At 63.7% G+C, this 13,354-nt stretch carries 16 protein-coding genes and 1 pseudogene; 2 read left to right on the top strand and 15 right to left on the bottom strand.

The window, feature by feature from the left end; genetic code table 11:
• Window positions 1-11: 11 nt before the first annotated feature.
• The 15 genes and pseudogenes from JQ586_RS25360 to JQ586_RS25430 form a co-directional block, all read right to left on the bottom strand.
• Complete coding sequence (locus JQ586_RS25360) at window positions 12-299, bottom strand: hypothetical protein (protein WP_212397339.1); 288 nt, start codon at window positions 297-299, stop codon at window positions 12-14.
• Between the two features lie 12 nt (window positions 300-311).
• The gene (locus JQ586_RS25365; RefSeq protein WP_212397340.1) at window positions 312-539 is read right to left on the bottom strand and encodes a hypothetical protein; all 228 of its coding nucleotides are present in this window, start codon (window positions 537-539) and stop codon (window positions 312-314) included.
• Window positions 536-1,063 carry a hypothetical protein gene (locus tag JQ586_RS25370; RefSeq protein WP_212397341.1) on the bottom strand — a complete coding sequence of 176 codons (528 nt, stop codon included), beginning with the start codon at window positions 1,061-1,063 and terminating at the stop codon, window positions 536-538. Before JQ586_RS25370 ends, JQ586_RS25365 begins: the two co-directional genes overlap by 4 nt.
• The gene (locus JQ586_RS25375; RefSeq protein ID WP_212397342.1) at window positions 1,060-1,257 is read right to left on the bottom strand and encodes a hypothetical protein; all 198 of its coding nucleotides are present in this window, start codon (window positions 1,255-1,257) and stop codon (window positions 1,060-1,062) included. Before JQ586_RS25375 ends, JQ586_RS25370 begins: the two co-directional genes overlap by 4 nt.
• Window positions 1,254-1,967 (bottom strand): hypothetical protein, encoded by a 714-nt coding sequence (locus JQ586_RS25380; protein ID WP_212397343.1) that lies wholly within the window; start codon window positions 1,965-1,967, stop codon window positions 1,254-1,256. The genes JQ586_RS25375 and JQ586_RS25380 overlap by 4 nt, the downstream gene beginning before the upstream one ends.
• Window positions 1,964-2,188, bottom strand: coding sequence for a hypothetical protein (locus tag JQ586_RS25385; RefSeq protein ID WP_212397344.1), 225 nt, complete (start codon window positions 2,186-2,188; stop codon window positions 1,964-1,966). Before JQ586_RS25385 ends, JQ586_RS25380 begins: the two co-directional genes overlap by 4 nt.
• Window positions 2,189-2,404: 216 nt before the next feature.
• Window positions 2,405-3,205 carry a hypothetical protein gene (locus JQ586_RS25390; RefSeq protein ID WP_212397345.1) on the bottom strand — a complete coding sequence of 267 codons (801 nt, stop codon included), beginning with the start codon at window positions 3,203-3,205 and terminating at the stop codon, window positions 2,405-2,407.
• Window positions 3,202-4,560 carry an AAA family ATPase gene (locus JQ586_RS25395; protein ID WP_212397346.1) on the bottom strand — a complete coding sequence of 453 codons (1,359 nt, stop codon included), beginning with the start codon at window positions 4,558-4,560 and terminating at the stop codon, window positions 3,202-3,204. Before JQ586_RS25395 ends, JQ586_RS25390 begins: the two co-directional genes overlap by 4 nt.
• Window positions 4,557-4,823 (bottom strand): PC4/YdbC family ssDNA-binding protein, encoded by a 267-nt coding sequence (locus JQ586_RS25400; protein WP_212397347.1) that lies wholly within the window; start codon window positions 4,821-4,823, stop codon window positions 4,557-4,559. Before JQ586_RS25400 ends, JQ586_RS25395 begins: the two co-directional genes overlap by 4 nt.
• Entirely contained in the window at window positions 4,820-5,056 is a 237-nt protein-coding gene (locus JQ586_RS25405; RefSeq protein ID WP_212397348.1) for a hypothetical protein, read from the bottom strand. Before JQ586_RS25405 ends, JQ586_RS25400 begins: the two co-directional genes overlap by 4 nt.
• Before the next feature lie 62 nt (window positions 5,057-5,118).
• The gene (locus JQ586_RS25410; RefSeq protein WP_249148099.1) at window positions 5,119-5,352 is read right to left on the bottom strand and encodes a helix-turn-helix transcriptional regulator; all 234 of its coding nucleotides are present in this window, start codon (window positions 5,350-5,352) and stop codon (window positions 5,119-5,121) included.
• A 413-nt stretch (window positions 5,353-5,765) separates the two neighbouring features.
• Complete coding sequence (locus JQ586_RS25415) at window positions 5,766-6,992, bottom strand: site-specific integrase (protein WP_212397349.1); 1,227 nt, start codon at window positions 6,990-6,992, stop codon at window positions 5,766-5,768.
• 163 nt (window positions 6,993-7,155) lie between these two features.
• Window positions 7,156-8,070 (bottom strand): annotated as a pseudogene (locus JQ586_RS25420) (DUF4131 domain-containing protein); the annotation flags it as partial.
• A 97-nt stretch (window positions 8,071-8,167) separates the two neighbouring features.
• The gene (locus tag JQ586_RS25425) at window positions 8,168-8,554 is read right to left on the bottom strand and encodes a nuclear transport factor 2 family protein (protein WP_212397350.1); all 387 of its coding nucleotides are present in this window, start codon (window positions 8,552-8,554) and stop codon (window positions 8,168-8,170) included.
• Between the two features lie 36 nt (window positions 8,555-8,590).
• Window positions 8,591-10,276 carry a glutamine--tRNA ligase/YqeY domain fusion protein gene (locus tag JQ586_RS25430; RefSeq protein WP_212397351.1) on the bottom strand — a complete coding sequence of 562 codons (1,686 nt, stop codon included), beginning with the start codon at window positions 10,274-10,276 and terminating at the stop codon, window positions 8,591-8,593.
• A 150-nt stretch (window positions 10,277-10,426) separates the two neighbouring features.
• Between JQ586_RS25430 and gltX the strand changes: the two genes are divergently transcribed.
• Both gltX and gltA read left to right on the top strand, forming a co-directional pair.
• Window positions 10,427-11,848, top strand: coding sequence for a glutamate--tRNA ligase (gene gltX / locus JQ586_RS25435; protein WP_212397352.1), 1,422 nt, complete (start codon window positions 10,427-10,429; stop codon window positions 11,846-11,848).
• A gap of 165 nt (window positions 11,849-12,013) precedes the next feature.
• Entirely contained in the window at window positions 12,014-13,315 is a 1,302-nt protein-coding gene (gltA, locus tag JQ586_RS25440) for a citrate synthase (protein WP_212397353.1), read from the top strand.
• The last annotated feature ends 39 nt before the right edge of the window (window positions 13,316-13,354 follow it).

Raw genomic sequence — 13,354 nt, forward strand, 5'->3', positions numbered from 1 at the left:
TCACGAGATGTTCACGCGGACACTACATTGGTTGTGATGCTGTGACCGCCCGTCGGGACAGTCCAACGAAATGCTGTCGCGGTCGACATGAACTTCGCCTGCTTGGTGCCGCCTTTCTCTCCGTTAAGCCAACGGAGAGGTGGATTCATGCTGAGCCATTGCCCAGAAACCAACTGAACAAGCTCTGGCGGGTCGATGAGATCAGCAATCGTTCCGCTGAGAGACGCGGAAACCATCGAGCCGGCCAAAGAAAACGGGGAACTGTGCGAGGAAAGGTTAACGTGCGAGACCGTGGTCATTGTAATTCCCGATCAGTTTAGAGTAAGAGGTCGAGGCGCAGCCGTGTGGCACCATTCGCGAGCATCTATTTCGGTGTACGCGGACTGCAACACCACGCAGCCTGCGATCAGGTTTGCATGCTCATCACCACCGGTCTGCCGCGCTCGCTCAACGATTGCAATCTCGTCGGCATCGAGGATCGAGACGAGGTCTTTCCGTTCGCCGGTGCGCTTGTTCTCGAAATGGCAAAAGAACTTCATGCTGCCTTCTCCTCGACACCGTTCGCGATCACGGTATTCATCGCAGCGAGCTGCTGTTGCATGTCGATATCGCCAGCTAGGAGACGTTTCGACCAATCGGCATTGGCTTCCGCTTTCACCCTCGCTTGCTTCACCATATCGAATTCCTTTTGCGGCACTGGCCGGCCCGACAGAGCCTGTTCGATCACCGGCTCAGGAAGTCCGAGCTCGCGAAACCAGCCGGCTGCAGTCGCCATCTGGCGTAATGAGCTGTCCGGGATTTCCGGCAGCGGGCCACCGCTCATCGCAACGGCAACCGGATCCGCATCAGCAGCCGCCTTCACGAGGTTGTCGAATTCCGTGCGCGCCTCCACAGAGCCGGCATCGAGCTTCGCCCGGAAGTCCGGATCGGCGTACTTCGCGTCGAGTTGCTGCTGCGGTGACGGCGCCGGCTGCTTCGCCTTGTAGTCGGCAGTCATCTTCTCCAGCGCCGCGCCGGCCTGGTCAGGCGTCATCGACCAAACATCGTCCGTGAAATCGTTCATGCTGCAGTTCCTTGCTTAACGAGGCCGAGCAGCGCGGCGGCCGCCCGGCGGTTTGCCATCGTGACTGGCCCACACCCCTCATCGGGCGACTTCGCAGGGTGCTTGCATCGGTCGACGGTCGAGATCACGCACTTCTCGGCCGTACAGGCGGCGGGGCATTTTTCCAACGTCATCCCGGTCAGGTCGGTCTTCATGCTGCTGCCGCCTTCTCTTCAACGTCGCGAAGCACGGCGCTGTTCATCCGTTCGATCTGCTTTTCGATCTCGGCCATGACGACCTGATCGGCCTTGCGGAATTCCTCGATGCCCGCAGACAGGTCTCGATGATCGCTGCTTGTCATGAAGGGGCTCGCCTTCGCGAATGGCACTACAAATCGGCCGACGCCGTCCTTGCGCGCCGGACCAAGCCGCCAGAGCTCTGCGAGCAGCAGCCCCTCGCAGGGGCCGAACGAAGGGCCCAGCACTCCGTTCTTCCCCATGCCGACCTGCGGCGCCGTCGTACCGATTGGAACAGCAATCTGCGCCGCCAGCGTTGCCTCGGAAAACTCGCCATACGCTTTGGCCACCACCGCCAGCGCTTCCATGACCTTGGCCATGGCCCCGTCACGTGCCTGCACGCGGACGGTGAACTCGGCCATCTGCTCAGCCCGCATATCGATGACCGCGGTCGCGGCCTTCTGCCGGTCCAGATGCAGCGCCAAAGCGTGAGCTTTTTCCAACTCGTCGACCTCGCGATCGGCCGCCGCGATCTTGACCCGAAGATCAGCCAGTCGCTTGTCGGCGCCGCGGACACCTTCGGCGGCATCAAGAGCAGCTTGGCCAATCTCCCGGTGCAGGACAGCGCGCTCGGAAATGGCCGTTTCAAGCTTCTGCGCCACCGCCGGCGCGCGTGAAGTCTGGCTCATGCCGCAGTCCTCTCAGCGGCGCGCTTCGTCAGCGCTTCCACCAACAACACGCGGATCTCGGCCGACAGCCGCCTGTCGTTCGCCTTCGCCTCGGCCTCAAGGCGCTGACGCAATTCGTCAGGCGTGCGGACCGGAATTGAACTCACAATCATCGCCGCTCCTTTCGTTCCGTTGACAATCGCCGCGTTCGCAATTTTCACCAACGCACGCTTGTGCAGCATTTTCGATTGCGATCGCTGCGAAGGCGAGATTGAGCGCACTGCTGATCCTTACAATCGTCTCCGCAGTGGGCCTACGAGCCCCGCACATGAGCTTTGAGAAATGCCCATCACCAAGACCGGCGGCTTCGTCTACCTCACGGTGAGCCAAGCCAAGCTCAATGGCACGCCGTCTGAACACCGCGATGAAATCAGATGCCGATCTGATCAACGCGTCAGTCACAGATGCACCCGCTGCGACACGAAACGACACGCTGCATTTTCAACGCCAGCCGCCGCCAAAATTTCCGGAGCAGTCGCGCGTGAAAGAGAGTTGATGTCGATTATCTGACGAGCCGGCCCGTTCGACCCCACCCGGCATGCCGCCTGGGTCTTCTTGCGGGGAAATCCCAATGGCCGGTTCGCTCGTTCGAGAGCCGTTTCGCCGGGCCTCGCGCGCGCGCGTCTGCTTCCAAGAGTGTTAAAGGTCATGAGAGAGCGCGCGCTAAAACCCTTCCGATGTGACATCAACATCGGGCGGCATCTCGCCATTGCCAGCCAACGCATTGTAAATGCAGGACATCGAGCAGGGGCGCACTGCGCGAGTGCCGACATTGGAATCATATGGGATGGCTCGCCTGCACGTCCGCCATTGATCTTCACGCTCTGCGCGTAGTCGAGCGGCTGGGCAGATCCGTTGCACTCGAAGGTGCGACGGGCCTTGAGTGTCCGATAGCCGGGATTGCCGGCAATCAGTCCGCTCGTCCCGATGACGAGGTCCTTCCAGCGTTCCCCGGCCCGATAGGCTTTCAGGCGGTCTGAGCGGTGCGCCTGCGAGCGTCGCCGGAGGCAGAGCGCTGCTGGCGCATAGCGGACATGGGACGGATACGCGCGTGCGTGCGCCGCTGCTGCGCCATTGGCGACAGGGGTAATGGCGCGCATTTTTGCGCCATCCCTTGCCCTAGGGAAATTCCAATAACGGCGCAGATTTTTGTGCGCCATTGGTGCGCCATTGGAACGGGCGTAATGGCGCAGCCTCATGACGGCCTCTTGGCGGCGATGACGCGGAAGCCTTTGCGGGGTTTGCGGTCGATCGGGTCGTCGTATTCTTCGGAGACCAGCAGCCCGTTCCTGGCCCATGTGCGGACGATGTCCCGGCATTGACTTTCAGTCCGGCCGGGGCAGTGCTGCTGCACGACGCGCCAAGCCGCGCGGGTGGTCGTGTTGGGCCCGTCGGTGAACCGCTGGCCGTTCGGCAGGCCGGCCTCGATCTCGTCCAGGGCGGCGTTGAGCTGGGCGCTGGTGATGCCATCCCAGGTCTTCGGCGGGTGCCACGGGATCACCGTCTGCACCTCGTCGCCGTTGGGATAGTCGACGGTTCCGTTCTCGAGCCGGACGCCGATCAGCTTGAACCATGTGGCCTCGCCCGACTGCGGGGCGGTGTTCACCTTGGCGCTATCCAGGCGGATGTACTGGCGGCGGTCCTCGGCCCGGATGCCAAAGGCCTCGCCGTCCTGGTCGGACATGCGGGTGAGCGTGTACATGAGCCGACCGGCATCCCGGGCCGAACTCGCGCCGCGGCCGGCGTCAGCGTCACCGGCGACCTGCTGCCCCTTCTTCGTGTGGTGCGGGACGTCGACCGCGATGTTGAGCTCGATGGCTAATTGCACCAGCAGGCCGCAGACAAAGTCCATCGCGCCGTTGTCGTTCTCCTCCAGCGTATGGAGCTTCACAAATGGATCCAGCCCGAGCAGGTCGATCTGGCGCCGGGTGATCGTCTCGCGCAGCATGGCCTCCAGCGGGCCGCGGACGCGTGCACCGTCCTTGATGTCGGCCAGCTTGATCCCCTTCGGGGTCGCGCAGAACAGCCAGCCCTTGAGGTCGGCAGCCTCGATGCCGTGGTGAATGCGAGCGGCGAGCAGCCGGCGCTGCAGTTCGTTGTCGTCGTCCTCCAGGCTCAGCAGCAGCACGCGGCTGCGTTTGAACACATGCTGCCCGGTGAGCGGCCGGCCGGTGGCGAGCGCGAGATATTGCAGCGTCCGTAGCGCGGTCTTGCCGGTGGCGCCCGGCGCAAGGATGCCGGACAGGAAACTGCGGCAAAACTGGTTGCCGAGCAGCCATTCCCGCGGCGGCGGAAGGCCGGCCACGTCGCCGGCGTCCCACTCGCTGAGGCCATCGGCGGGGCGCGGCTGCGGCTCAGCGTCCTCGATCGGGCCCGGCAGCCCATAGTCCTCTGGGCCGCTGACCGGCGGCGGCGCGCCGGTGTGGCGCCAGCGATCGCGTTCGTCGGCCATCTCCATGCGCCTGACGCCTTCGGCCACCTCCAACGCTATGTGCCTCTCGTAGGCCTCGCGCTCGTCGTCCAAATCGGTGTCGTCGCGAAAGGCCGCGTTCATTCGTCACCCCCGATGAGCCCAAGATCGCGAGCGCGCTGCACCGCCTTGTTGACCGCGGCCGCAAACTCCTTGATCCGCGACAGGCCGACGGTGACGCCCTTCCCGGTCGGCACGCTCTGGCCTTCGCTGTTCGTGTCGAACAGGCGGCAATCCAGAAACTCGTGGCCTTCGTATTGTTTGAGACTGATGACGATGGTCTGCCGGCGGTTGCGGGCCGATTTCCAAAGCTTGCCGATCTCGATCGGCTCGGAAATTTTGCTCATGACCGCGCCTCCGAGAAGGCGGCCGCGATCCGGTCCTGCACCGCGGCCTGGCCGTAGGCCTCGATCAGTGCGCAGTGCTCGGCGAGGTACTGAAGGTTGTCGACGGCGATCTGCTTGGAGATCCAGCCCTCGTCGACGAACCAGCGTTGGTATCCGCAGCACTCGGCGAACTCGTCGAGGGGCGGAATTTCGTGCGCCTCGTTGCTCGGCGCAAAGCGTTCGTGATATGTCATCGCGTGTGCTGAAATGTTTGCGGCCGGTCTTCTGGGGTGCCACCCAGGCCGGCCGTTTTTCGTCAGGCTGCGGTTTCAATCAGGCGAGAGGCCTGCCAGCGCCGGTTCTCACCGACCGTGACGCCTTTTCGGCGTGCCGAAAGCTGAATGAAGCGCGGGCCCCTGCCGTTTGCGATGAGCCGCTGGCCAGTGCTGGCGCTGAAGCTGTTGAGCTCGCACCACTCCCCGAATGTCATGATCCGATCGTCATCGATGCCGGCCTGATGCAGCGTGGCGCGGCTTATCTCGCAGTTCATTTGAAAAATCTCCTGACGGCCTGTGACAGTCAGGATGCGGTTTGGTCATTCTCCAGCAACGCACCATCGGGCCAGCGGCAAAATGCGCCCCTAGCCGTCAAATTCCGGATGCTTGCCCTGCCCCGGAGCATCGTTGGTTTAAGCTTAGAAATACTCACACTTTCAGTGACTTAAGGCCCGTCTTGAGAATGCTTGCCGCATGCGGCGCTATCTGCCTTGCGCACATTTCCCTTGTCCGTTCGGTCACTGCTGCTTTGACGACTTCCTCAATGTTTATGGGCGTTTCTTGAATATTTGACTCCATGCTTGCTGCGGCAGCACGGATGCGCCCAATTTTATACTTGCGCTGCAAAAAAGCCCCTGCGGCACAGGGGCTTTCTTGCTTTTGCGACCGATGCCGGCGATCGCTGGTACTAGCGATCGCTTGTTACAATCTCGATCAGATGCGCCTCCCACTTCCGAAGCGCCTCGGCGATCTCCGGCTCGTAATCGTGATGATCATACACGCCGCCGATCCCGGCCTTGTGCCCGGCGTGGTTCAGGACCATCTCGGCGACGTGCGGCAACACGCCGAGCTTCCCCAGACGAGTGCGTACGGTCCGGCGAAGGTCGTGAAGCCGCCACGGCGCCAACGGTTTGCCCTCGGCAGCGGCGATCCGCGCGTTCAGCGTCAGCGAATAATAAGACCAGGCGTTGAAGCCGTTTGCCCCGCCCCCGAACAGCGTTTCGCGACTGTTGCGTCGGCGGACAGTCCTTACGATCTCGATCGCGGTCGCTGGCAACGTGAGCTCGTGCGGGCGCCTGCTCTTGATGCGCTCCTTCGGGATCGCCAGCTTGCCTTGGTCGGCGTCGATCTCGGACCAGCGGAGCCCGCCAATCTCGTCGCGCCGACAAGCGGTCAGCATGAGCAGCCGGACGATCTTCCCGAAGTCGTCGTCGAGGCAGTGGTTCCAGATGCACCGGATCTCCGCGTCCGTCAGAACGCGATCGCGCGGCGGCTTGCCGTATACGGGGTTGTCGGTGCCAATCGTCGGATTGGCCTTCACGCCGAACCCCTGTCTCATGCACCAAGCGAAAAATGATGAAAGCGCCCCACGGGCCCGGGCGGCCGACGTCGGCCCATGAGCTTTGATCAGGTCTCGGAGCAGCGCCGCCACGTCCTCGAATGTGATCTTGGCGACCGGCTTCCGCTGGAGCGGGGCGCAATGCCGGCGAAGGTACCGCTCCTCGGCGATGTACGTGTTCCGCCGCAGGGTGCCATCCTGCAGCCGGGCGTCCTGGGCAGCCAAATAGAGTTCCGCCAGCTTTTCAAAGGTCCGGGCGTTCGCCTCCTGGTCGGCGCGCCTCTGGGCCTCCTCCTCGTCCGGATCGATGCCGAGCTCGACCTGGGCGAAACGCCTCCGGGCGATCGTGCGGGCGTCCTCGACGGTGACCTTCCGGACGTCCCCGAGGCTCTTCCGGCGCTGTTCCAAGCCGACCCGGTATTGGACCACGTAAGAGGCCTTCCCAGGCCTCAAGCGCACGCCAAAACCCGGCAGGTCCGGATCCCACTGGATGTGGTCGGTCTTGCCGGCGGGCACGGTCAGCTTGCGCACGAAGGTGTCGGTGAAGCGGGTTCGATCGTCGGAAATCCTGAGCATGGGAAGCAGTCCATCCTTTTTTTGGAAGCACGGGGTGCGCGTCAACATGACCTAAGGTGAACGGAACTGATGCCGGCAGTCACATGCTGTTACCGGCTAAGCCATTGATATCTGTGGATGTTGAGGCGTCCTGAATGCTCGTGACGCTTGAGGCTATCTGTTAGCCGGAGATCGACAGCACGTGGCCGAGGCCGGAGATGAACATCGCATCATTGACCGGCGTCGTGATCGCATCGCGCCGGCCGGTGAGCAGCGCGGTCGCTATCGCGCGCTTGTCGCCGTCGAGCGTGGTGCGGATACGCGCATCGATGGCGTCGCGGAGGTTCTGCATGACCGCGGCATAGCGCAGCGCAAACCCGCCGCTTGCAGGCGGCTCCCTGCTCCCGATCGCGCCCATCGCGAAGCCGGAGGCACCGATGCCCTGGAAATAGAGATCGCGGCCGAAATCATAAGAGCCCGGACGTTGCGGCCCGAGCGGCGGCATCAGCCGCGCCTTCAGCTCCACGAAACTGCCGACGTCCGGTGCCGTCCCCTTTCTCACCGAGAGCCTGACACGCTCCAGCTTCGTGGCGTCGCGCGGGCTCTCCATCGAGACCACGCGCAGCACGAAGCGGTCGGTTTTCTCCCTGATGTCGCGCGTCTCGACGAAACCCGTCAGCGCCACCGAGAACATCGGCCGCGCCAGCACGCCGTGCGCGACATACGCCGTCCTCCACGTCGCCATCGCAAAGCCGGCAGCAACCGCCGCAATCATGACCATGGCGGGAAACAGCTTGTGCCGCCGCAGCAGGATCGCCAGCGCGCACAGCAGGATCGCGACGGCGGCCGCGACCGGAAGCACCGGCTCGCGCCCGGCACCGAAATAGAACGCGATACCGGTCCCGAACGCCACCGGCACCCACGGTAACAGTCGCCCGGCACCCGCCTCGGCGCAAACCCATTGCCGCAAGGTCTCGGCGAAAGCCGGCCAGACGTTGACGCGCACGGGCATGTAGCCGCCGGCCGGCGTGACCGCGCGCGGCGGCCACGTCCCTGCATAGCCGCGTTTGCCGCCCGGCGTCGTACCCTGCTCAGCCATTCCGCTTGCGATCCCCCAGGGGCGCAAGGCTACCGGAACCTGCAGTTACACGACTAGTGGAACACAACCAGAACGGATCACTGAGCGGCTCGCGCGCCTAGATCAGCGGTGTCTGTGACGAGACGTGATGACAGGCGATCTTCCAGCCACCGTCCTCGCGTACGATCACCCAGGTGATCTTCACGGCGAGCGACGGCGCATCGCTGTCGAGGAAGAACGACGCGATGCCAGCCATGTTGACGAGATCCGGATTGACCCGGCCGGTCCTCACCTCGCTGAACTGCACGCGCGGCGCAGCCCAGCGCGGCAAGCCGTTGAAATAGGCCTTCACGCCATCGCGACCGCGATAGAGCGTCGGGTTGGACCCGAAGAAGAACGCGCCCTGCGAGTAGAGTGCGGCGAGCGCGTCTGCATCGAGCTTGCTGAAATGCGCGGACCATTTGGCGATGATGTCGGAGGCGATGTCATCGGTGTCATCTGGCATCGGTCGTTTCCCCTTCATCGGCCGCAAATGCGCGATCTAGCCCTTCCCGCCAACTTCCTTCGCAAACGTGTCGCGCAGGCCGATGGTGCGGTTGAACACCAGCCTGTCCGCGGTCGAGTCCGCATCGCGCACGAAGTAGCCCTGCCGTTCGAACTGCATCACGTCGGGCGAATTGCTCTCGGCGATCGCGGGCTCGACGCGAGCGTCCGTCAGGACTTCCAGCGACTGCGGGTTGAGGTCGGCGGTAAAGTTGGCCGCGTTCGGGCTCGGATTGGAGAACAGCTGGTTGTAGATGCGGATCTCCGCCGGCTTCGACTGCGCCGCCGGCAGCCAGTGCATCGTCGCCTTCACCTTGCGGCCATCGGGGGCATTGCCGCCCTTGGTCGCGGGATCATAGGTGCAACGCAGCTCGACGACCTCGCCGGCGTCGTTCTTCACCACGCTCGTGCACTTGATGAAATATGCATAGCGCAGCCGCACCTCGTTGCCGGGCGAGAGGCGGAAGAACTTCTTCGGCGGGTTCTCCATGAAGTCGTCGCGCTCGATGTAGAGCTCGCGGCCGAAGGCGATCTTGCGGGTGCCAGCCTCCGGATTGTCGGGATGGTTGACCGCCTCGAGTTCCTCGACCTGCCCTTCCGGATAGTTCTCGATCACGACCTTGAGCGGCCGCAGCACCGCCATGCGGCGCAGCGCGGTGCGGTTCAGCTCCTCGCGGATGCAGAATTCGAGCATGCCTACATCGACCACGCTGTTGGCCTTCGCCACGCCGATACGCTTGACGAATTCGCGCACCGCAGCCGGCGGCACGCCACGCCGCTTCAGGCCGGCAATCGTCGGCATGCGCGGGTCGTCCCAGCCCGAGACATGGCCGTCGCGCACGAGCTGGGTCAGCACACGCTTGGACAGCAGCGTGTAGGTCAGGTTCAGCCGCGCCATTTCATACTGGTGCGGCTTCGACGGCACCGGCAGCTTGTCGAGCAGCCATTCGTAGAGCGGCCGATGATCCTCGAACTCCAGCGTGCAGATCGAATGGGTGATGCCTTCGATGGCATCCGACTGGCCGTGAGCGTAGTCGTAGCTCGGATAGATCGACCATTTGTCGCCTGTGCGCGGGTGATGGGCGTGCAGGATGCGGTACAGCACGGGGTCGCGCAGGTTGATGTTGCCGGCGGCCATGTCGATCTTCGCGCGCAGCACGCGGGTGCCGTTCGGAAACTCGCCAGCCTTCATGCGGCGAAAAAGGTCGAGATTCTCCTCAATCGAACGGCCGCGGAACGGCGAGTTCTTGCCCGGCTCGGTCAGCGTGCCGCGGCTCAGCCGGATCTCCTCCTGCGACTGGTCGTCGACATAGGCATGGCCAGCCTTGATCAGCCCCTCGGCCCAATCATACAGGCGCTCGAAATAGTCGGAGGCGAAGAAGAGGTTGGTTCCCCAGTCGAAGCCGAGCCAATGGACGTCGGCCTGGATCGAGTCGATGAATTCCTGCTCCTCCCTGGTCGGGTTGGTGTCGTCGAAGCGCAGGTTGCACTGGCCCCCGAACTCCTGGGCGATGCCGAAATTCAGGGCAATCGACTTGGCGTGACCGATGTGCAGGTAGCCATTCGGCTCCGGCGGGAAGCGCGTCACGATCCGGTCGTGCCTGTGGGAGGAGAGATCGGCCTGGACGATGTCGCGGATGAAGTCGCGCCCTGCCTCTGCCGTCGCCGTGTCAGTCGTCATCATGGGTTCCCTGGAGGAGTCTAGCGGACCTTCTGCCAAATTCGCCGGATGGAGCCAAGCCCGCTTCGGTCGGTCAAAAGGCCAGCCGAGGCTTTAGTTATGTCCGGTTCCTGCTATACACCACCGCCGTTCCCGCATACGTCTCGCTTGATCATGACCGATTCCGTCGTTACCCGCTTCGCCCCCTCGCCGACCGGCTTCCTCCATATTGGAGGTGCCCGCACCGCGCTGTTCAACTGGCTCTATGCCAAAAAGCGCGGCGGCAAAATGCTGTTGCGGATCGAGGACACCGACCGCGAACGCTCGACCAAGGAAGCGATTGACGCCATCCTCGACGGCCTGAAATGGCTCGAGCTGGATTGGGACGACGACGTCATCTACCAGTTCAGCCGCGCTGCCCGCCACCGCGAGGTCGCCGAGAGCCTGCTGGCCTCCGGGCGGGCCTACCACTGCTACGCCACGGCCGAAGAGCTCGCGGCGATGCGCGAGAAGGCGCGCGCCGAGGGGCGTACCCGCCTCTATGACGGCCTGTGGCGCGACCGCGATCCGGCCACGGCGCCGTCAGGCGTCAAGCCGACCATCCGCCTGAAGGCGCCGCAGACCGGTGAGACCGTGATCGAGGATCAGGTCCAGGGCCGCGTGGTCTGGCAGAACGAGAACCTCGACGATCTCGTCCTGCTGCGCGGCGACGGCACGCCAACCTACATGCTCGCCGTCGTCGTCGACGACCACGACATGGGCGTCACCCACGTGATCCGCGGCGACGACCACCTCATCAACGCCGCACGCCAGAAGCAGATCTACGACGCGCTGGAATGGGACATCCCGAACATGTCCCACATTCCGCTGATCCACGGTCCCGACGGCTCGAAGCTGTCGAAGCGCCACGGTGCGCTCGGCGTCGATGCCTATCGCGCCATGGGCTATCTGCCCGCGGCGCTGCGCAACTACCTCGTCCGGCTCGGCTGGAGCCACGGTGACCAGGAGATCTTCTCGACGCAGGAGATGATCGACGCCTTCGACCTGCCGGCCATCGGCCGCTCGGCCGCTCGGTTCGATTTCGCCAAGCTAGAGAACCTCAACGGCCACTACATCCGCCAAAGCGACGATCAATCCCTCGTGACCCAGTTCGAGCAGGTGCTGGACTATGTTCCCGAGGGCGCCGCGCTGAAGGCCAAGCTGAACGATGCCACCCGAGCACAATTGCTGCGAGCGATGCCCAGCCTGAAGGAGCGCGCCAAGACGCTGATCGAACTGATCTCGGGCGCCTATTTCATCTTCGCCGACCGGCCGCTCGAGATCGAGCCGAAGGCGGCTGTGCTGCTGACGCCGGAGACGCGCACGCTGATAGGCCGGTTGCGCATAGCGCTCGAAGCCGTCACCGACTGGACGGCGGAAACCACCGAGACCGCAATGCGGAATTTCGCCGAGCAGAACAATCTGAAGCTTGGCGCGGTTGCCCAGCCGTTGCGCGTTGCCCTGACCGGACGCACGACATCGCCGGGGATTTTCGACGTCCTGGCCGTGCTGGGGCGCCAGGAATGCCTCGCCCGGCTGGCCGATCAGGCGGCGTGATCGTCCTGCATGGACCCCTCCCCGGGTCCATCTTGCAGCGCACATAGCAATGAGCTACCCATCAGCGGACGCCTTCTAGACAAGCCGTCCCGCCCCGCCATGCGCCGTCACGACGGCGACCGGGCTAGGCCGGTTTTCGCAACGAATTCATCGGGGATTATCGCGATGGACGCAAAATCCAGCAAGACAGCCACACTCACCCTTGGCAACAAGACCTATGATTTCCCGATCCTGAGCGGCACCGTCGGGCCTGACGTTATCGACATCGCCAAGCTCTATGGCCAGGCCGGGGTGTTCACCTATGACCCCGGCTTCACCTCGACCGGCAGCTGCCAGTCCAAGATCACCTACATCGACGGCGACGCCGGCGTGCTCGAGTACCGCGGCTATCCGATCGAGCAACTCGCCGAAAACGGCGACTTCCTCGAGACCTGCTACCTGTTGCTCTACGGGGAGCTTCCGACCCCGGCGCAGAAGAAGGACTTCGACTATCGCGTGATCCATCACACGATGGTGCATGAGCAGATGGCGCGCTTCTTCCAGGGCTTCCGCCGCGACGCCCACCCGATGGCGATCATGGTCGCCGCCGTCGGCGCGCTCGCCGCGTTCTACCACGACTCGACCGACATCAACGATCCGAAGCAGCGCATGATCGCCTCGATGCGGATGATCGCGAAGGTGCCGACGCTGGCAGCGATGGCCTTCAAATATACGGTCGGTCAGCCCTTCGTTTACCCGAAGAACTCGCTCTCGTTCGCCGAGAACTTCCTCAACATGTGCTTCGCGGTGCCCTGCGAGGAGTACAAGATCAATCCGGTGCTCGCCGACGCGCTGGACAAGATCTTCATCCTGCACGCCGACCACGAGCAGAACGCCTCGACCTCGACGGTGCGCATCGCCGGCTCCTCGGGCGCCAACCCGTTCGCGTGCATCGCGGCCGGCATCGCCTGCCTCTGGGGCCCGGCACATGGCGGCGCCAACGAAGCCGCGCTCAACATGCTCTACGGCATCGGTAAGGTCGACAACATTCCGGACTTCATCGCCAAGGTGAAGGACAAGAACAGCGAAGTCCGCCTGATGGGCTTTGGCCACCGCGTCTACAAGAACTACGACCCGCGCGCCAAGATCATGCAGAAGATGTGTCACGCGGTGCTCAAGGAGACCGGTCACGGCGACGATCCGATGCTCAAGGTCGCGCTGGAGCTCGAGAAGATCGCGCTCAACGATCCCTACTTCATCGATCGCAAGCTTTACCCGAACGTCGACTTCTATTCGGGCATCACGCTGAAGGCGATGGGCTTCCCGACCTCGATGTTCACCGTGCTGTTTGCGGTCGCCCGCACCGTCGGCTGGATCAGCCAGTGGAGCGAGATGATCGAGGATCCGCAGCAGAAGATCGGCCGTCCGCGCCAGCTCTACACCGGCGTCGCGCGCCGCGACTATGTGGCGATCGACCAGCGCAAGTAAGCCTCGTCGTCCTGCCTGACAACGAACGGCGCCGTCACC

It is taken from the genome of Bradyrhizobium jicamae, from assembly GCF_018130215.1.
Lineage (GTDB): Bacteria > Pseudomonadota > Alphaproteobacteria > Rhizobiales > Xanthobacteraceae > Bradyrhizobium > Bradyrhizobium jicamae_A.

What these genes read in the sequence shown, in the direction of transcription:
- JQ586_RS25360 (WP_212397339.1), bottom strand. Translation starts at nt 299, where the DNA reads ATGACCACGGTCTCGCACGTTAACCTTTCCTCGCACAGTTCCCCGTTT.
- JQ586_RS25365 (WP_212397340.1), bottom strand. Translation starts at nt 539, where the DNA reads ATGAAGTTCTTTTGCCATTTCGAGAACAAGCGCACCGGCGAACGGAAA.
- JQ586_RS25370 (WP_212397341.1), bottom strand. Translation starts at nt 1,063, where the DNA reads ATGAACGATTTCACGGACGATGTTTGGTCGATGACGCCTGACCAGGCC.
- JQ586_RS25375 (WP_212397342.1), bottom strand. Translation starts at nt 1,257, where the DNA reads ATGAAGACCGACCTGACCGGGATGACGTTGGAAAAATGCCCCGCCGCC.
- JQ586_RS25380 (WP_212397343.1), bottom strand. Translation starts at nt 1,967, where the DNA reads ATGAGCCAGACTTCACGCGCGCCGGCGGTGGCGCAGAAGCTTGAAACG.
- JQ586_RS25385 (WP_212397344.1), bottom strand. Translation starts at nt 2,188, where the DNA reads ATGCTGCACAAGCGTGCGTTGGTGAAAATTGCGAACGCGGCGATTGTC.
- JQ586_RS25390 (WP_212397345.1), bottom strand. Translation starts at nt 3,205, where the DNA reads ATGAGGCTGCGCCATTACGCCCGTTCCAATGGCGCACCAATGGCGCAC.
- JQ586_RS25395 (WP_212397346.1), bottom strand. Translation starts at nt 4,560, where the DNA reads ATGAACGCGGCCTTTCGCGACGACACCGATTTGGACGACGAGCGCGAG.
- JQ586_RS25400 (WP_212397347.1), bottom strand. Translation starts at nt 4,823, where the DNA reads ATGAGCAAAATTTCCGAGCCGATCGAGATCGGCAAGCTTTGGAAATCG.
- JQ586_RS25405 (WP_212397348.1), bottom strand. Translation starts at nt 5,056, where the DNA reads ATGACATATCACGAACGCTTTGCGCCGAGCAACGAGGCGCACGAAATT.
- JQ586_RS25410 (WP_249148099.1), bottom strand. Translation starts at nt 5,352, where the DNA reads ATGAACTGCGAGATAAGCCGCGCCACGCTGCATCAGGCCGGCATCGAT.
- JQ586_RS25415 (WP_212397349.1), bottom strand. Translation starts at nt 6,992, where the DNA reads ATGCTCAGGATTTCCGACGATCGAACCCGCTTCACCGACACCTTCGTG.
- JQ586_RS25425 (WP_212397350.1), bottom strand. Translation starts at nt 8,554, where the DNA reads ATGCCAGATGACACCGATGACATCGCCTCCGACATCATCGCCAAATGG.
- JQ586_RS25430 (WP_212397351.1), bottom strand. Translation starts at nt 10,276, where the DNA reads ATGATGACGACTGACACGGCGACGGCAGAGGCAGGGCGCGACTTCATC.
- gltX (WP_212397352.1), top strand. Translation starts at nt 10,427, where the DNA reads ATGACCGATTCCGTCGTTACCCGCTTCGCCCCCTCGCCGACCGGCTTC.
- gltA (WP_212397353.1), top strand. Translation starts at nt 12,014, where the DNA reads ATGGACGCAAAATCCAGCAAGACAGCCACACTCACCCTTGGCAACAAG.